The 16,828-nt window shown below is 57.7% G+C and carries 15 protein-coding genes and 1 rRNA gene; 6 read left to right on the plus strand and 10 right to left on the minus strand.

Annotation, left to right across the window (positions count from 1 at the left end; all coding sequences use genetic code 11):
- Positions 1–64: 64 nt before the first annotated feature.
- On the minus strand, positions 65–1,039 hold the full coding sequence (ispB, locus tag DCS96_RS17310) for an octaprenyl diphosphate synthase (RefSeq protein WP_116475659.1): 975 nt from the start codon (positions 1,037–1,039) through the stop codon (positions 65–67).
- A gap of 235 nt (positions 1,040–1,274) precedes the next feature.
- On the opposite strand from ispB, the gene rplU reads away from it, so the two are divergent.
- The 4 genes from rplU (at position 1,275) to folA (ending at position 3,640) form a co-directional block, all read left to right on the plus strand.
- The gene (gene rplU, locus DCS96_RS17315) at positions 1,275–1,586 is read left to right on the plus strand and encodes a 50S ribosomal protein L21 (protein WP_116475660.1); all 312 of its coding nucleotides are present in this window, start codon (positions 1,275–1,277) and stop codon (positions 1,584–1,586) included.
- A 17-nt stretch (positions 1,587–1,603) separates the two neighbouring features.
- The gene (gene rpmA, locus DCS96_RS17320; RefSeq protein ID WP_116475661.1) at positions 1,604–1,861 is read left to right on the plus strand and encodes a 50S ribosomal protein L27; all 258 of its coding nucleotides are present in this window, start codon (positions 1,604–1,606) and stop codon (positions 1,859–1,861) included.
- Between the two features lie 114 nt (positions 1,862–1,975).
- Complete coding sequence (gene cgtA / locus DCS96_RS17325; RefSeq protein WP_116475662.1) at positions 1,976–3,148, plus strand: Obg family GTPase CgtA; 1,173 nt, start codon at positions 1,976–1,978, stop codon at positions 3,146–3,148.
- A gap of 3 nt (positions 3,149–3,151) precedes the next feature.
- A complete protein-coding gene (gene folA / locus DCS96_RS17330) occupies positions 3,152–3,640 on the plus strand; it encodes a type 3 dihydrofolate reductase (RefSeq protein ID WP_116475663.1) in 489 nt (162 codons plus the stop codon).
- On the opposite strand, the gene DCS96_RS17335 is transcribed toward folA, so the two are convergent.
- The 6 genes from DCS96_RS17335 to lptD are packed head-to-tail and all read right to left on the minus strand — an operon-like array spanning position 3,628 to position 10,291.
- On the minus strand, positions 3,628–4,446 hold the full coding sequence (locus tag DCS96_RS17335; RefSeq protein WP_116475664.1) for a symmetrical bis(5'-nucleosyl)-tetraphosphatase: 819 nt from the start codon (positions 4,444–4,446) through the stop codon (positions 3,628–3,630). The genes folA and DCS96_RS17335 overlap by 13 nt on opposite strands.
- Entirely contained in the window at positions 4,446–4,820 is a 375-nt protein-coding gene (gene apaG / locus DCS96_RS17340; RefSeq protein ID WP_116475665.1) for a Co2+/Mg2+ efflux protein ApaG, read from the minus strand. Before apaG ends, DCS96_RS17335 begins: the two co-directional genes overlap by 1 nt.
- A gap of 2 nt (positions 4,821–4,822) precedes the next feature.
- Positions 4,823–5,629 carry a 16S rRNA (adenine(1518)-N(6)/adenine(1519)-N(6))-dimethyltransferase RsmA gene (rsmA, locus tag DCS96_RS17345; RefSeq protein WP_116475666.1) on the minus strand — a complete coding sequence of 269 codons (807 nt, stop codon included), beginning with the start codon at positions 5,627–5,629 and terminating at the stop codon, positions 4,823–4,825.
- The gene (pdxA, locus tag DCS96_RS17350) at positions 5,622–6,611 is read right to left on the minus strand and encodes a 4-hydroxythreonine-4-phosphate dehydrogenase PdxA (RefSeq protein WP_116475667.1); all 990 of its coding nucleotides are present in this window, start codon (positions 6,609–6,611) and stop codon (positions 5,622–5,624) included. The genes rsmA and pdxA overlap by 8 nt, the downstream gene beginning before the upstream one ends.
- Complete coding sequence (surA, locus tag DCS96_RS17355) at positions 6,608–7,924, minus strand: peptidylprolyl isomerase SurA (RefSeq protein WP_116475668.1); 1,317 nt, start codon at positions 7,922–7,924, stop codon at positions 6,608–6,610. Before surA ends, pdxA begins: the two co-directional genes overlap by 4 nt.
- Before the next feature lie 24 nt (positions 7,925–7,948).
- Positions 7,949–10,291 (minus strand): LPS assembly protein LptD, encoded by a 2,343-nt coding sequence (gene lptD / locus DCS96_RS17360; RefSeq protein ID WP_116475669.1) that lies wholly within the window; start codon positions 10,289–10,291, stop codon positions 7,949–7,951.
- 273 nt (positions 10,292–10,564) lie between these two features.
- Here lptD and djlA point away from each other — a divergent pair, with 273 nt between their 5' ends.
- Positions 10,565–11,371, plus strand: a complete 807-nt coding sequence (gene djlA / locus DCS96_RS17365; protein WP_116475670.1) for a co-chaperone DjlA — start codon at positions 10,565–10,567, stop codon at positions 11,369–11,371.
- 348 nt (positions 11,372–11,719) lie between these two features.
- Here the strand turns inward: djlA and DCS96_RS17375 are convergent, their stop codons facing one another.
- From DCS96_RS17375 to rapA, 3 genes are read right to left on the minus strand one after another with little or no spacing between them, the layout of a single operon-like run.
- The gene (locus tag DCS96_RS17375; RefSeq protein ID WP_116475672.1) at positions 11,720–12,673 is read right to left on the minus strand and encodes a D-2-hydroxyacid dehydrogenase; all 954 of its coding nucleotides are present in this window, start codon (positions 12,671–12,673) and stop codon (positions 11,720–11,722) included.
- 26 nt (positions 12,674–12,699) lie between these two features.
- Positions 12,700–13,368, minus strand: a complete 669-nt coding sequence (locus DCS96_RS17380) for an RluA family pseudouridine synthase (RefSeq protein ID WP_116475673.1) — start codon at positions 13,366–13,368, stop codon at positions 12,700–12,702.
- Positions 13,369–13,387: 19 nt separating this feature from the next.
- Positions 13,388–16,261, minus strand: coding sequence for an RNA polymerase-associated protein RapA (rapA, locus tag DCS96_RS17385; protein WP_116475674.1), 2,874 nt, complete (start codon positions 16,259–16,261; stop codon positions 13,388–13,390).
- A 501-nt stretch (positions 16,262–16,762) separates the two neighbouring features.
- On the opposite strand from rapA, the gene DCS96_RS17390 reads away from it, so the two are divergent.
- Positions 16,763–16,828, plus strand: a 16S ribosomal RNA gene (locus tag DCS96_RS17390); the annotation flags it as partial.

Consider the following 16,828-nt stretch of genomic DNA (forward strand, 5'->3'; position numbering starts at 1 on the left):
ACTGGCATTTTTGTTTGTGCGCCAGACCTGGCGCACAGCGCCTGGACGGGCGCTGTTCCGTTACCTAGCTGGTCCGCTCGACCGCCATGTGGGCAAGGGCCGTCAGCGCGCTCTTGTGTTCGGAATCGGGGAGTATGGCCAGGCTGGCGATCGCCTTGTCGGCTTCGGCCCGCGCTCGCTGTTCACAGTATTCCAGGGCGCGGGTGTCGCTCAGGATCTCCATGATCTCTGTCAGGTGATCCATGCCGGTCCGGTTGGCGATGGCATCACGGATACGGTCCCGCTGGGACGGGGTGCCGACTGCCATGGCCCGTAACAGCGGCAGGGTGGGTTTGCCTTCGGCCAGATCATCACCCACATTCTTGCCCATATCACCGGCATCCGAACTGTAATCCATGATGTCATCCACCAGCTGGAAGGCGGTGCCCAGGTACTTGCCATAGTCCAGCATGGCCTGTTCCACTTCCGGTGGTTGGTGGGTCAGCACTGCCGCCAGGCGGGTTGCCGCTTCGAACAGCTTGGCGGTCTTGCAGTAGATTACCTGCATATAGCTGTCTTCGGTGGTGTCCGGGTCGTTACAGTTCATTAGCTGCAGGACCTCACCTTCGGCGATGATATTGGTGGCTTCGCTGAGCAGCTGCATGATGCGCATGCTGTTGAGTTCGGTCATCATCTGGAAGGAGCGGGTATAGAGAAAGTCGCCGACCAGCACACTGGCGGCATTGCCGAACAGGGCGTTGGCGGTATCCCGGCCCCGGCGCAAATCCGACTCGTCCACCACATCGTCATGTAACAGGGTCGAGGTATGAATAAACTCGAGCAGGGCTGCCAGCTTGATGTGGTCTTCGCCCTCATAGCCCAGTGCCCGGGCAGCCAGCACGGTCAACATGGGGCGCATACGCTTGCCCCCCGCACTGACGATGTAATAGCCCAGTTGATTGATTAACGCCACGTCAGATTGCAGGCGAGACATGATGAGGCTGTTGACCGACTGCATATCCAGGTCGGTCAGTTTTTTTATTGCATTGATATCTATCATAAAGGTAAAGCCGGGCGATGCAGTCCAAAGCGATTAGTGATAGGATTTTACACGATTTGGCAAAGGGTTAAACGCGCATAGCACTGTGGTCAACAGAAAGCGGAAGAGGATGATATTTTTCCGATTCTACCCTTGTCTAAGGGGATCAATTTGCGTACAATTCGCGGCCATTGTAGAACAGTTTTAGTGCACATCCCCAAGGGGGAGTTTAGTGCCATATTTCGGAGTTAAAAACATGTACGCGGTAATCCAAAGCGGCGGAAAACAGCACCGTGTAGCCGAAGGCCAAGTTATTCGTCTGGAGAAACTGGACGTAGAAACCGGCGCCTCTGTCGAATTTGACAAGGTGCTGATGGTTGCCCAAGGTGAAAACGTAACAGTAGGTGTCCCTTACGTTGATGGCGGCAAGGTAACGGCCGAAGTCGTTAACCACGGTCGTGGCAAGAAAGTCAAGATTGTCAAGTTCCGTCGTCGTAAGCACTCTCGCAAACAGCAGGGTCACCGTCAGTGGTTCACTGAAGTGAAAATCACTGGTATCAGCGCCTAAGAGGGGAGTTTAGTTCCATGGCACATAAAAAAGCAGGCGGTTCAACTCGTAACGGTCGCGATTCAGAAAGTAAACGTCTCGGCGTCAAGCGCTTCGGCGGTGAGTCTGTCCTGGCGGGCAACATCATCGTTCGTCAGCGCGGCACCAAGTTCCACGCCGGTGACAACGTAGGTTTGGGTAAAGATCACACCCTGTTCGCCAAAGCCGAAGGCAAGGTGAAGTTTGAGGTGAAAGGCCCCAAAAACCGCAAATACGTCAGCATTGTAGCCGAGTAAGTTACAAGCAGCACGTTACAAAAGCCCCGCCATTGGCGGGGCTTTTGCTTTATGTAAAGCCGTGATTCTGGTTGGTTATACTAGGATCAGAATGTAAACGGGAGAAAGCTCGAAATGAAGTTTGTCGATGAAGCAGAGATCAAGGTTCAGGCCGGTGATGGTGGTAACGGTTGTATCGGCTTCCGCCGTGAAAAATATATTCCCAATGGGGGGCCCGATGGCGGTGATGGCGGTGATGGCGGCGATCTGTACCTGCTGGCCGACGAGAACCAGAATACCTTGATCGATTACCACTTTGAGCGTTTTCACCAGGCTGAGCGGGGTGAAAATGGTCGGGGGGCTAACTGCACCGGCAGGCGGGGCAAAGACAAGGTGCTGACCGTGCCGGTCGGTACACGGGTTCGTGATGAAATGACCGGTGAAATCCTGGGCGATCTGACCCGTCACGGTCAGAAGCTGCTGGTCGCCAAGGGCGGTTTTCATGGCCTGGGCAATACCCGCTTCAAGACTTCGGTAAACCGGGCGCCGCGCAAGAAAACCAACGGCACGCCCGGAGAGGTGCGCAACCTGATACTGGAGCTGATGCTGCTGGCGGATGTGGGGCTGCTGGGCCTGCCCAATGCGGGTAAATCCACATTCATTCGCTCTGTGTCCGCGGCCAAACCCAAGGTTGCCGACTATCCCTTTACCACCCTGGTTCCCAACCTGGGCGTAGTGCGTTGCGATGGCCAGCAGAGCTTTGTGGTTGCCGATATCCCGGGGTTGATTGAAGGGGCCGCCGATGGCGCCGGCCTGGGGATCCGTTTCCTCAAGCACCTGGAACGTTGCCGGGTGTTGCTGCATCTGGTGGATGTCCTGCCGATAGACGGCTCGGACCCGGCCGATAATGCCCAGATCATCATCAATGAACTGGAAAATTACAGTGAAACGCTGGCGGACAAGCCCAGGTGGCTGGTGTTCAACAAGCTGGATCTGGTGCTGGAAGAAGAAATCGACGAGATTATCGAGCGGGTCGTGACCGCCCTGGATTGGCAAGGGCCGGTGCACAAGATTTGTGCCCTGAGTAAAGAAGGGACCAAGGCCTTGACCCAGGAACTGATGGCTTTTCTGGAAGAGCATCCCCGTACCGAGCAGGAGCTGCAGGAAGCGCAGGAGCCGGTCAATTTCAAATGGGACGAATACCATCAGGCCAAGCTGTCCGAGGTCGATGCTGACGAGCTGGATGACGACGATGACGACTGGGACGACGAAGAAGACGACGGCCACGTCATCTACACCCGGGAGTAAGCCATGTCAGTGTCGTTAATCGTGGCCATGACCCGGGACAATGTGATTGGCAAGGACAACGCCATGCCCTGGCACCTGCCCGCCGATTTGGCCTATTTTAAACGAGTCACCATGGGCAAGCCGGTGGTGATGGGGCGCAATACCTTTGCCTCCATCGGCAGGCCGCTGCCCGGGCGGCGCAATATCATAGTCAGCAGTAGCCTGCACGAGGCGCCGGCGGGCACCGAGCTGGTGTCGTCGCCGTCTGCCGCGCTGGCCTTGCTGGACGGCGAGCCGGAGGTGATGGTCATCGGGGGAGGGCAGCTCTACCGGGCGTTTATGCCCCTGGCCCGGCGTCTGTATCTGACCCGTATCTCAGCCAGTGTGGATGGCGATACCTACTTCCCGCCGGTCGGGGATGAATGGCGGTTAACCGCGGAGCAGGTGCAGCCGGCCGATGAACGCAATCAGTATGAATGCCGCTTTCAGGTATTGGAGCGTCAGCCGGCATAAACCGGGCAGGGGCTAACCAGGCGCTCCCCGGTTTCCCAGCACAACAGGGTCAAGCTCCCTCCCCAGACACAGCCGGTATCCAGGGCATGGATACCGGCTGTGTCACAACGGCCTTCCAGCGCCGCCCAGTGGCCAAATACCAGAGGGGGATCCTGATAGCCTGTCCTGAGCTCGAACCAGGGGCGCAGCTGCTGCGGTGCCGAGGCCAGGGTTGCCTTGTTTTCAAAGTCCAGCCGGCCGTCGGGATAGCAGAGGCGCATGCGGGTAAAGGCATTGATGCTGTAACGCAGCTGCTCCGTGGCGGGCAGGTCCTGCCGCCACAGATCGGGCTGGTTGCCATACATCTGCTGTAGTCGCTGTCTGTACCGGGGAGACTGCAACTCGGCTTCGGCCATGCGGGCCGAAGCCCTGGCCTGGTCCAGGTCCCACTGGGGAGGAATGCCGGCATGGGTCATCACAAAGCCATGGTATTCGTGCTCGGCCAGCAGGGGCTGATGCCTGAGCCAGTCAAGCAAGTCGGCCCGGTCGGCGGCATGGAGGATGGCGGTAATCTTATCACTGGGCTTGGGTTTGCCTATGCCGTGGGCAATGGCCAGCAGGTGCAGGTCATGATTACCAAGCACAGTCACCGCCGCATTGCCGAGGGCCATCACCCGCCGTAAACACCCCAGGGAGTCGGGGCCACGAGCCACCAGATCCCCGGTCAGCCAGAGTTGATCCCGGCTGGGGTTGAAGGCGACCTGGGCCAACAACATCTCGAGTTCTCTCAGGCAACCCTGCAGATCACCGACAATATAGGTGGCCATCAGTTGATGATATTGGGCAAGGCCAGCCGGAAGGGATCTATCGGCGCCTGGAACTCGCGGCCATCGTCCAGGAGCATGGTGTAACTGCCTTCCATCACGCCGAAGGGGGTTTCCAGGCTGACACCGCTGGTATAGGTGTATTGAGAGCCTGGCGGGATCAGCGGTTGTTCACCCACGACCCCACTGCCTTCCACTTCCATGATCTTGCCATTGCCATCGGTGATCACCCAGCGACGTCCCATCAACTGAACCCTTTGTGGACCGGTATTCTTGACGGTAATGGTATAGGCAAACACATAGTGCTGTTCATCGGGCGCGGAGCGTTCGGCCAGGTAATGGGGAACCGTGGTAATCTGGATGGCGGTGGGCTCCATGGTTATTCCTTCTGCTGGGCCAGGGCATTGGCCATGGCTACGTATTGGGCGACACTCAGGTTTTCCGGGCGGAGTGAGGGATCCAGACCCAGTGCGGTCAATTGCTCCGGACTGAACAGGTGCTGAAGGCTGTTGCGGATGGTCTTGCGACGCTGGCCGAAGGCATCGGCGGTGACCCGCGACAGGCAATCGATGCGCTTTGCGGGGAACGGCGGCTGTTCATAGGGCAGCAATTTCACCACGGCGGAATCCACCTTGGGAGCCGGCTTGAAGGCTTCGGGTCCGACTTCCAGCACCGGCACCACTTCACAGTAGTATTGTGCCATCACGCTCAGACGACCGTATGCCTTGCTGCCGGGTCCGGCCGACAGTCGCTTGACCACTTCTTTTTGCAGCATAAAGTGCATATCGGCGATGACCGGCGCGAATTCAAACAGGTGGAACATCAGCTGGGTGGAGATGTTGTAGGGCAGGTTGCCAAACACCTTCAGCTTTTTGCCGGGCTCGAGCAGGCTGGCAAAATCAAACTTCATGGCATCGGCCTGATGTATATTAAGCTTGTCCTGCAGGAAGGGGTTGGCTGCCAGACGGGCTGCCAGATCACGGTCCAGCTCGACGACATTGAGCTTATTCAGTCGGTCGCACACCGGGCCGGTCAGGGCGCCGAGGCCCGGGCCTATTTCGACCATGGTGTAGTCATCGCTGGGAGCAATGGCACCGACTATCTGATCGATAATGTAGTCGTCGTGCAGGAAATTCTGTCCGAATCGCTTGCGGGCCTTGTGCCCCTGGTGAACTTTACTATTCATCGCGTTTTTCTATCATCTCAATGGCTTGATTGACGGCGCACAGCATGCTGCCCGCATCGATTTTATCGGTTCCGGCCAGTTCAAGCGCTGTGCCGTGATCCACCGAGGTGCGGATAAAAGGCAGCCCCAGGGTGATATTGACCGCCTTGCCAAAGCCCATATATTTCAATACCGGCAGCCCCTGGTCATGGTACATGGCCAGGAAGGCATCGGCGTCCTTCATGTATTTTTCCTGGAACAGGGTATCGGATGACAGCGGGCCGATCAGATCCATCCCCTCGGCGCGCAGCTCATCCAGGGTTGGGATGATGATATCCAGCTCTTCCCGGCCCAGGTGACCGTCTTCTCCCGCATGGGGGTTGAGGCCGCACACATAGATACGGGGCTTGGGAATGGCGAATTTGCTCTGCAGCTCGCTGTGCAGGATCCGGGTGATCTTGATCAGGCGATCCGGGGTAATGGCTTTGGCCACATAGGCCAATGGAATATGGGTGGTGACCTGAGCCACCCGCAGGCCGGGGGTGGCCAGCAACATGACCACATCCGGGACGTTGGCTTCGTGGGCAAAGAACTCGGTGTGCCCGCTGAAGGAAACCCCGGCCTTGTTGATGATGCCCTTGTTGACCGGACCGGTAACCACGGCATCAAATTCGCCGGACATATTGCCGTCGGAGGCCCGCTTCAGGGTTTCCAGAACATAGAGGCCATTGGCCTCGTCCAGCTGTCCGGGGATGGAAGCCCTGGCCAGGCGGACCGGGGCTATGGTCAGGGTACCGGCGGCCTGGGGCCTGGGTTCCTGTTCCGGGTTATAGGGCAGCAAGACCAAGGACTTGCCCAGGGCCTGGGCCCGGCTCTGTAACAGCTCGGGATCGGCAATTACCACCAGCTCAACGGGCCAGCTTTGTTCGGCGAGGGCCAGCATCAGCTCGGGGCCGATGCCGGCGGGTTCGCCGGGTGTTATCGCTATGCGTCTACAAATCACAGTTCACCGTTAGATAAGTTGGCGTCGACAATACGTATATAGGCCTCATCCCTCAGCTCATCCAGCCAGGTCTGCACCTCTTCGTTAAAGCGACGATTGAAAATTAACTGGTATGCCCTTTGCTCGGTGGCTTGTTCAGTTGCATCCAGGACTCGCCTGTCGTCAAGCCGCACCAGGTGCCAACCATGCTCTGAGCGGAATGGCTCGCTCAATTGTCCTACTTCAAGCTGATTGACGGTGTCGCGGAACGTGCTGACATACATTTCCGGGGCTGCCCAGCCGAGATCACCACCGTTTATCGCCGAGCCGGGATCTTCAGAATATTGCTCGGCCAGGCTGGCCATGGTGGCTTGCCCGCTCCGAATGGACTCGGCAAAGCCGGCCAGCATGGACTGGGCCTTTTCTTCACTCATGATGATCGACGGTTTGATCAGAATATGCCGGGCCTTGACCTCCACCGCCTGTATCTTTTGGCTGTCGTCTCTTTCGAGGTCAAAGATGGTCAATATGTGCAGCCCGGCGCCGGAGCGCATGGGACCAATGATATCACCCTTGTCGTGGCTCTTCACGGCCTCGCTGAACAGGGAGGGCATTTCATTGATGGTCATCATGCCCCAGTCTCCCCCTTCCAAGGCCTTGGGGCCGGTACTGTGGCTGATAGCCAGCTGGCGGAAGTCGGCACCCTGACGTAGCTGGGCTATCAGCTTTTCGGCCTGGGCACTGGCGGTACGCAGCTGCTCACTCGAGGGGTCGGTTGGCAGGGACAGCAGTATATTGCCGACCCGGTAGCGGGTGTTGCTTTGGCCCTGTTCCTTGAGCATTCGCACTACCTGTTTGACTTCCTGATCGGAAACATTGATCCGGCGGCGTACCTGGTTGCGGGCCAGTTCGCTCATCAGGATTTCATTGCGTACCTGGGTGCGGAACTGGGCATAGGAAAGGCCCTGGCGGGCCAGATCGTTGCGAAACTGGGTGAGAGTTTTGCCTTCTCCCTTGGCAATATTGCCGATGGCTTGTTCCAGCTGGGTATCGGAAATGCGAAGTCCGAGCAGCTCGGCCTGCTGCAGCTGCAGGCTTTCCATAATCAGTCGATCGAGGGCCTGTTTACGCAACTTGTGATCATCGGGTAGAGGCTGGCCGGCGGTGACGGCACTACGCTTGACCTGGTCGACCAGCTTGGTCAACTCGCTTTCCAGTACCACGTCCTGGTTGACCACGGCCACTACCTTGTCCAGCAGCTCGACCGCCTGACTGGTTAGGGTGGCCAGACCCAGCCCGGCGGCGATGAGCAGTTGTTTACATCTTTTCTTCATGACAGGTCCTGTGCACAGTATGAATTAGTTATTAAGGTTAAACGGACGATAGTAGGGCAGTAACTGGGAGCCTGGTCCGAAGTCACCGTTGCCGGCGCCGAGGGAGCTCAGGCCTTTCAGTTCAAAGCGCAGGCCGATGCTGGTTTCCTGGTTTACCTGGTTGACCAGCTTGTCCGTTTTTTGCCATTGCTCCCAGGTCAGGCTGACAGCCCAGCAGCAGGAGTCATAGCGCAGTCCTATCAGAGTATCGATATTGCGATTGAGTTCAATATCCCGGTAATAGCCGCCGATCATGCGCCACTGGGGATCCAGTGGCCAGGAAAAAGTGCCGCCCAGTTGGTTCAGATCGTTTTCCAGGCTGGTATCCTGAAAATATTCCTGATTCAGGTGACGGAAACCTATCTGGGCCAGCTTGCCCAGCTCGTTGTATTCCAGGGTAATGTTGCCCGAGGCCAGTTGTTGTTCGCTGGTATCCTGTTGGGCCGAGGCATGGACAAACCAGTTGCCGTCCAGATTGGCATCGCCCTCGAAGGTCAGGAAAGAGCGCTTGACCTCGCCGGGGGTATCGGTGGGCAGCAGTCCGACCCGGGGGGAGACAAAGTTATAGGTCTGGGCCAGGGCCAGTCGCAGCCGCTCGGTACCGAGCGGGTCATAGATGCGGCTGGTAAAACCGGCTGTCACCTGATTGGCATCGCTTATCCTGTCCAGGCCGGCAAAGCGTCGTTCGCTGAACAGCTGGTAGTAATCCTGGCTCATATCGGTGGTGTCATACAGGCCGATATTGTCCTGGTCGGTGTAGGGCACATACAGGTACTGGAGCTGGGGCTCCAGGGTCTGAGTGAATGCCTGTTCGAACCATTGTGCTTCACGATCGAATACCAGGTTGCCCCTGACCCGGAGCTTGGGCAGCAGGCGGTCGACACTGGTATCGAGCCGGTCGCTGACGAAACCTCGTTCCTGATAATAGGGGGCCAGGGTATCGGGTACGTCCTGTTCAAAGTGGGTGTAGTAGGCACCGGCCTCGGCGGTCAGCAGGCCACCGGGTTTTTCAATCAGGGAGACGATAACGCTGGGTTCTATATGCAGGCGACTGGCCTCAAATACATCAGCCTGATCATTGTTGAACTGGGACAGTTCCGAGTTCAGGCTGAGATCATACCAGCCGTAGCCCCGATAGCCGGTCAGGTCGAGGCTGGGTACCAGCTGAAAGGGGGCCAGGGTATCGGGTTTAAGCACCTGGTAATCGCGCACTTCCGCCGTCAGTTGCCAGGCCCTGTCGTAATAGCCGCCCTGGAAGGATTGCAGCAGCTGGTCATCGACCAGTACCCCGACCGGCGGGGTAAAGTCGTCCAGATAGTTGAAGTCACCGCCGGCGACTTTGGTATAGTCAACGCTGGCGCGCCAATGGCTCTCGGCATCGAAACGAGCATTGTGTTGCCAGTTGAACAACCAGCGTGAGGTATCTTCCAGCTCGGTGTTGACCAGGCTGTCATCGCTGCCCAGATACTCGCCATACAAGGCGCCAGTCTGTCCCTTTACGGGCATATAGCGTAATTCCAGCTGGCTCATCAGGCCCCGTTCGCTCATGTAGCGCGGGGTATAGGTGGCATCGTAGTTGGGGGCTATGTTCCAGTAGTAAGGCAGGCTGACATCGGTGCCGTTATCGCTGCTGATGTCCAGGGTCGGGTACAGGAAGCCACTTTGCCGCTGGTCTTTCACCGGGAACTTGAAGTAGGGAAAGTAGAAAACCGGCACTTCCTTGACCCACAGCACCGTATTCCAGGCTTCGCCGAATACCTGGTCCTGTTCCACCCTGACTTCGCTTGCGCGCAATTCCCAGACCTCTTCCCCCGGGGGACAGGTGGTATAGCTGGCGCCATCGAGTGCTACCTTATTGGTATTATTCGTCATCCGTACCTGCTCGGCGCCACCCCGTCCCGGATTGCCATGCAGCTGGTAGCGGGCCTGTTCCAGGGTTGTGTCCTTGTTGTCCAGGTTGGAGGTCAGGGTCTGGTCGCTGCGCACGGTAATGCTGCCGTCGGAATAACGAATGTTACCTTCGGCCTGCACATCCCGGCTTTGCTGGTCGAGCTCGGCGTAATCGGCCCGAAAGGTACGATGGGCCTGTGTAACATTTACCTCACCCCGGTACCTGATTTTGCCGTCCCGGGTAGCTTCCAGGTTATCTGCTGTTACTTCGATGGGGGCCTGGTTGGCATTGGCGGGGGCATCGATACGCTGAGGCACATGACCGAAACAGCGGCTGAATGAAAAGGGTGTCTCATCTTCTGGTGTCTGCGCCTGGGTTAACGCGGGAGTCAGGCCGGTAAATAACACAAGGGGAAAGCCGATAATCCGTATTTTCATTTGTTAGCGCTCGCATCCACTGGTCTTGGCGACACCGGTCTGTGTTCCGGGGCTCAGCTTGGTTGAGCTTTTGGTGTCATTACTTTATGGTAGCTGGCTATGATAATGCATTCTTGCCGTCAGCACTATGACCCAGCCTTGCTGCCGTTTTCTAAAGCGGATCCTGTTCATGAATGACGCGTTTTCCGCCGGTTTCGGCTTTCCTGCGCGGCGCCAGCATGGGGCTGCGCGGGCAGCGGCATGACGACTGAAATGCAATGATGGGATAACTCGATGTTGGCGCATATTAAAGGCAAGTTGATTGGTTTTCTGTTCGGTTTGTTGATCGGCAATATTCCCGGTGCCTTGCTGGGGTTATGGCTGGGTCATCTGGTGGATAAAAAGCTGGCCAATGCCTGGCAGGGTCGGCAGGGGGCCCAAACCGAATTCTTGTATGCCACCTTTGCCACCATGGGGCATATTGCCAAGTCCAGCGGCCAGGTGTCGAGCCAGGAAATTCGGCTGGCAGAACACCTGATGGCACAAATGCGCCTGCAGGGCGAGCAAAAAGTTCAGGCGCAGCAGGCGTTTCGTGAAGGCAAGGCGGCGGACTTTCCGCTGCATGACACCCTGCGCCGTTTTCGCCGACAGGTGAGAAACAGCCGGAACCTGCTGCGTTTTTTCCTGGAGGTCCAGCTGCAGCTGGCGTTTGCCGATGGCGAGCTGCATCCGGCCGAACGACAGATCCTGCATACCATCGCCGCTGAACTGGGCTTTTCCGTTGCCGAGCTGGAACGCTTGCTGGCCTTTGCCGAGGCGCAGCTGCACATGTTTCGCCAGGGGCGCGGTCAAGCGGGGGCCGGTGCCTACACCCAGGCACCGGAAGACCGGCTGCGGGATGCCTATCGTATCCTGGAGGTAGAAGCAGGGGCCGACGATAATACCGTCAAGCGCGCCTATCGCCGGCAGATGTCCAAGCATCACCCGGACAAACTGGTATCCCAGGGGCTGCCCAAAGAGATGATGGAAATGGCCAAGGAAAAGGCCCAGGAAATCCAGCAGGCATGGGAAACCATCAAGACGGTACGCAATATCCGCTGAACCAAGGCGCCAAGCCTGCAGCTGGCAGCCGAAGGCAGCCCGCATGGGTAACACTGTTCACTTAAGCAAAAAAAGAGAGTCCTCCTCCACACGCCGAAACCCATCCCTGGGGGGGCGGTGGTGTCATCCATAATGCCAACAGTCGGCTTTGTAGATGATGACTCACCTTAACTGAAACAGTGTTAGCCCGAATGGGCGGTTTAATGGGTGATGCTGCGGTGAGAAGTGTGCACAGCGAGCATATGGCGCAAGAACGACAAACGCGGCGTTGTGTTCACAGCCGCGTTTGTCGTTTTATGGCTTCCAGCTTCCAGCTTCCAGCTTCCAGCTTCCAGCTTCCAGCTGCCGTTAAACCAGCCGGTTCTGCTCCCGTCCGGCCACAAAGGCCTCTATGTTGTCGATCAGCTGGTCGGCCAGGCGCTGCATGGCAGCCTGGCTGGCCCAGGCCACATGGGGAGTGAGAATAAAGTTGGAATATTGGCGGGCGGCCTTCATTAGCGGGTGAGTCGGTGACGGCGGCTCCTCACTGACCACATCGAAGCCGGCTCCGCCTATCTGTTGCTGGTCGAGGGCGGTGAGCAGGGCGTCTTCATCCACCAGGCCGCCGCGACCGGCATTGATCAGCAGGGTGTGGGACTGCATCAGTTCAAACTCACGGGTACTTATCAGATGGCGGGTATCGGCGTTCAGCGGACAATGCAGGCTGATGATGTCCGCCCGGGCCAAGACTTCATCGAACTCAACCCGGCCCGCGCCGGCGACCTGCCCTTTACGGGCCGCGACCATGACCTGCATTCCCAGGGCCCTGGCCAGCTTTTCCACATCTCGGGCTATGGTGCCGTAGCCGATTAATCCCAGGGTTTGCCCGGCCAGGTCCCGGATCGGGTAATCGAAGTAGCAGAACTGTCCCGATTCCTGCCAGCGACCGGCCTGCACCGAGCTGTGGTAGGCCAACAGGTTACGGCCAAGCGCCATGATCAGCGCCAGCACATGCTCGGGGACCGAGTTCCTGGCGTAGTCGCGGATATTACAGACCGCGATCCCCAGTTCACGGCAGGCCGCCAGATCCACATTGTCACTGCCGGTGGCGGCGATGGCAACCAGCCTGAGCCGGGGCAGGGCGCTCAGGGTTTCCCGGTTCAACTTGACCTTGTTGACGATGGCGATATCCACATCTGCCAGTCGTTGCTGTACCTGCTCGGGTGGGGTATGCCCATACCCCTGCCACCGATGATCGAAGCCGGGCGGCCGTAACTGGATGCCCGGGGCCAGGGTGTCGGTGTCGAGAAAAGCCAGTTTCATCCTCTGTTCCTTCGGTTATTCAGCCATCAGGCTTCCAGGGTAAAGGGAGCCGGGGCACTGAACTGCAGCCACTGCTTGGTTCTGGGGTGCTTGAAGCCCAGCTCGGCAGCATGCAGCTGCAGGTGAGGTGCCATCTCCAGGGCGGCACCCTCAGCGTACAGATTATCGCCCAGGATCGGGTGTCCCATACTCAGCATATGTACCCGCAACTGATGGGAGCGGCCGGTAATGGGCGTCAGCTCGAGCAGGCTGCGTTCGGGCAGCCTGCGCAGGCAGCGCCAGTGGGTCAGGGCTGGCTTGCCCTGCTCCAGGTTGACCATATGACGGGGCCGGTTTGGCCAGTCACAGGACAGTGGCAAATCGACACTGCCGCTGTCCTGTTCGGGCTGACCATAGACCCAGGCATAATAGCGCTTGGCGGTTTCCCGCTCGCGAAACTGGCGACTCAGTTCCCGGTGGGCCTTGGGGTGCAGCGTCATGACGAGCACACCCGAGGTAGCCATATCCAGGCGGTGGACCACCTGCAGGGTAGGAAACACCCTTTGCACCCGCAACGACAGGCTGTCCCAATGCACCCGTTCGCGGCCCGGGACCGTCAGCAAGCCGCTGGGCTTGTTGAGTACGATGATACTGTTGTCCTGATACAGGATCTCGAACTGGGGATCCATGGGCGGATCATAACGGAGTAAAGCCATAATGCTGCCGGATCCCTGGTTACTGGTGACTGACTACGATAAAACGGATGGCATCCAGTTTTAAGCGGGTATGGCTCAACAGGTTGTCGAGTTCGGTTTGCAACTCCTGCAGATGAACCAGCTCGCTTTCTCGGACATTGGGGTTGACCCGGCTGAGTTCCTGCAAACGGGCCAGTTCCTCACCGATGGATGCCTGCATCTGAGCCCGTGCCTGTTCCACCAGCACCTGCATTTGTTGCTCGGCCATGGGAATGGCGGCCTGCAACAGACCATGGATTACCGTCTGGGAGGCATTGACCAGCTTGCTGGCGAGGTGGCGATTGACCGCACTGAGCTGGCGGTCGAAGGATTCAAAGGCTACCTTGTCCGCCAGATCGTTGCCGTTTTTGTCCAACAGCAGACGGATAGGGGCGGGGGGCAGAAAACGGTAGAGCTGGGCATGGTGTGCCGACTCCGCCACATAGATCAACTCGACGAACTGGGTTCCCACCGGCAGCGCCTTGTTTTTCAGAATCGCCACCGAGGTGGATCCGATTTCCGAGCCCAGTACCAGATCAATGCCGCCACGGATCATCGGGTGATCCCAGCTGACAAACTGCAGGTCATCCCGGCTCAGGGCGGTATTCCTGTCAAAGGTGATACTGGTGCCGTCATCGGGCAAGCCCGGGAAGTGGGAAACCAGCATTTGCTCGGTGGGGCGCAGTACGATCGCATTCTCACCCCTGTCGTCCTGATGAACACCTACTTCATCGAACAGCTTGATAGCAAAGATGGCCAGCGTGGGATCTTCATCCACTTCCGCCAGGCTGGCGGCCAGGTCCCGGTTGTGGAGCTCGCCACTGGAATTCAGTTCCAGCAGGCGGTCCCGGCCCTGTTCCATCTGACTGTTCAGTTGTTCGGCCAGCATACGGGTGTCGGCAATCAGGGCCGCGAGTGCCTCCTGATCCTGGCCATGGCCGGCCAGCAGGGATAACAATTGCTCGGATACCTGCTGATACACGGGCTGACCGACGGCATTGGGTTTGCTGAAGGCGTCCATGCCCTGGTGATACCAGAGCGTCAGCGCCTGTTGCGCAGTGCCCTCCAGGTAGGGAACATGAATATCGATATTATGCTGCTGGCCGATGCGATCGAGTCGGCCGATACGCTGTTCCAGCAGATCCGGGTTCAAGGGCAAATCGAACAGCACCAGCTGGTGGGCAAACTGGAAATTGCGTCCTTCCGAACCGATTTCGGAGCAGATCATTACCTGGGCACCCCCTTCCATCTGGGCAAAGTAGGCGGCGGCCTTGTCCCGCTCCAGCAGCGACATGCCTTCGTGGAACACGGTCCCCCGAATGCCTTCTTTGGTGCGCAGAATATCCTCCAGCGCCAGGGCTACGCCGGCCTTGGCGGTAATCACCAGGATCTTGTCGTTGCGCTTGGCCTTGGTAAACTCCAGCAACCACTCTACCCGGCTGTCGAACTGGGTCCAGGAGCTGTCACCACCTTCAAACTGGCGGTAAATCTCTTCCGGATACAGGGCCTGCAGTGCCTGGGCAGCGATATCCTGATGGTTGCCCATCAGGTTGGCCACCCGGATGGCAGTCTGGTATTGGGACGGCAGCGGCAGGCTGTACAGGTGCAGCTGGCGGGACGGAAACCCCTTGATCACATGGCGGGTGTTACGAAACAGCAGGCGGCCGGTACCGTGACGGTCCAGCAAGCGGCTGAGCAGGGCGTGCTTGCCTTGGGTGCTGTTCAGATCCACCTGTTCCAGCTCTTCGATAAAAGGAGCCAGGCGGGCCAGCGCTTCCTTGTCGAGCGGTTGATCTGCCAGCAGGTCTTCGGCGGCGCGCGCCAGGGGCTGATAGGATTCTTCTTCCGTCAGAAAGGCTTGGTAGTCGTAAAAGCGTTCCTGATCGAGCAGGCGCAGGCGGGCAAAGTGGCTTTCATGGCCCTGCTGGTCTGGGGTAGCGGTCAACAGCAATACCCCGGGGACTCGCTCGGCCAGGGCTTCGACCACTTCATAGGCACGGCTGGGCTTGTCCTGATCCCACACCAGATGGTGAGCCTCATCGACCACCAGCAGATCCCAGTCGCTGTCCAGCAGTTGCTCGAAGCGTTTACGCTTTTTGGTAATAAAGTCCAGGCTACACAGGATCAGCTGCTCGGTATCGAAAGGGTTTTCCGCGTCGGCAAACGCCTCGATACAACGCTCCTCGTCGAACAGCGAGAAATGCAGGTTAAAACGGCGCAGCATTTCCACCAGCCACTGGTGGATAAGTGCATCGGGTACCAGGATCAGGATACGGGCGGCGCGACCAGACAGCCATTGTTGCTGGATAATCATGCCGGCCTCTATGGTCTTGCCCAGACCGACTTCGTCGGCCAGCAACACCCGGGGGGCATAACGGCTACCCACTTCCTTGGCTATATGCAGCTGGTGGGGGATCAGGCTGATCCGGCCACTGGCCAGGCCCCTCAGGGGCGAACGGCGCTGCTCAAACTGATGCGTAAGGGCCTGGTAGCGCAGGTTAAAGCGGCCGATTTTATCTATCTGACCAGCAAACAGACGTTCCTGCGGTTTGTTCAGCTTGATAAAGTGATTGAGAAAGGTTTCTTTTAGTGCACAGGGCTCTTCGGTATCCAGGCGTATGCCATGGTAGGTCAGCAAGCCGTTATCTTCTGTTATCGACTCAACCTGCAGCTCCCAGTCCTCATGGCTGCTGATGGTATCACCCGGATTAAACATTACCCGAGTCACGGGGGCATCATCCTTGGCGTACATGCGGTTTTCACCGCAGGCAGGAAATAGCATGGTAACCATGCGCACATCGATGGCGACTATGGTTCCCAGCCCCAGATCGGTTTCTGTATCGCTAATCCAGCGCTGGCCGAGGGCAAAAGGCATTCAATTCTCCAAGCTGCAGAGGGGGGATAAAAAAGGGGCGCTATCTTACCCTAAGGTACTCTAGCCTGCATCCGGCAATCGGTGGCATCGGTAAATGATTGCTTCCCGGATGAACAACCCTCTATAGCCTAGATAAAAATGGCGTCAGTAAGGGTGCAAAAATACCAATTGGTTAAAAACCGAGCGAACGGTTTTTTTCTTTGCAAAAATCCCTTGCGCAAAATCCGCCGGTCCCTATAATGCGCATCCACTGACACGGGGCAAGGCGCTCACGGTCACAAGGGTTGAAAACGAACGGCATTAAGTTTGATTCAGCGCTTGACGAACACCAAGGATTGCGTAGAATACGCAGCCCTGACCAGCGAAAGCGGTCAATGCTCTTTAACAACTTATCAAGCAAACTGTGTGGGCACTCGCAGGGTTGAGAAACAAAAAAATAGTGTTTTTCAATGACTGTCGAAGTGCACAAACACTTCAGCAATTCATTGAGTATCAAATCTTTAATTGAAGAGTTTGATCATGGCTCAGATTGAACGCTGGCGGCAGGCCTAACACATGCAAGTCGAG

The sequence above is a fragment of the Zobellella maritima genome (assembly GCF_003075035.1).
Classification (GTDB): Bacteria; Pseudomonadota; Gammaproteobacteria; order Enterobacterales; family Aeromonadaceae; genus Oceanimonas; species Oceanimonas maritima.

Excerpts from the sequence above, each read along its gene's own strand:
- lptD (WP_116475669.1), bottom strand. The coding sequence starts at position 10,291 with ATGAAAATACGGATTATCGGCTTTCCCCTTGTGTTATTTACCGGCCTG.
- djlA (WP_116475670.1), top strand. The coding sequence starts at position 10,565 with ATGTTGGCGCATATTAAAGGCAAGTTGATTGGTTTTCTGTTCGGTTTG.
- DCS96_RS17380 (WP_116475673.1), bottom strand. The coding sequence starts at position 13,368 with ATGGCTTTACTCCGTTATGATCCGCCCATGGATCCCCAGTTCGAGATC.
- folA (WP_116475663.1), top strand. The coding sequence starts at position 3,152 with ATGTCAGTGTCGTTAATCGTGGCCATGACCCGGGACAATGTGATTGGC.
- rpmA (WP_116475661.1), top strand. The coding sequence starts at position 1,604 with ATGGCACATAAAAAAGCAGGCGGTTCAACTCGTAACGGTCGCGATTCA.
- cgtA (WP_116475662.1), top strand. The coding sequence starts at position 1,976 with ATGAAGTTTGTCGATGAAGCAGAGATCAAGGTTCAGGCCGGTGATGGT.
- surA (WP_116475668.1), bottom strand. The coding sequence starts at position 7,924 with ATGAAGAAAAGATGTAAACAACTGCTCATCGCCGCCGGGCTGGGTCTG.
- rsmA (WP_116475666.1), bottom strand. The coding sequence starts at position 5,629 with ATGAATAGTAAAGTTCACCAGGGGCACAAGGCCCGCAAGCGATTCGGA.
- rapA (WP_116475674.1), bottom strand. The coding sequence starts at position 16,261 with ATGCCTTTTGCCCTCGGCCAGCGCTGGATTAGCGATACAGAAACCGAT.
- ispB (WP_116475659.1), bottom strand. The coding sequence starts at position 1,039 with ATGATAGATATCAATGCAATAAAAAAACTGACCGACCTGGATATGCAG.
- DCS96_RS17335 (WP_116475664.1), bottom strand. The coding sequence starts at position 4,446 with ATGGCCACCTATATTGTCGGTGATCTGCAGGGTTGCCTGAGAGAACTC.
- DCS96_RS17375 (WP_116475672.1), bottom strand. The coding sequence starts at position 12,673 with ATGAAACTGGCTTTTCTCGACACCGACACCCTGGCCCCGGGCATCCAG.
- rplU (WP_116475660.1), top strand. The coding sequence starts at position 1,275 with ATGTACGCGGTAATCCAAAGCGGCGGAAAACAGCACCGTGTAGCCGAA.
- apaG (WP_116475665.1), bottom strand. The coding sequence starts at position 4,820 with ATGGAGCCCACCGCCATCCAGATTACCACGGTTCCCCATTACCTGGCC.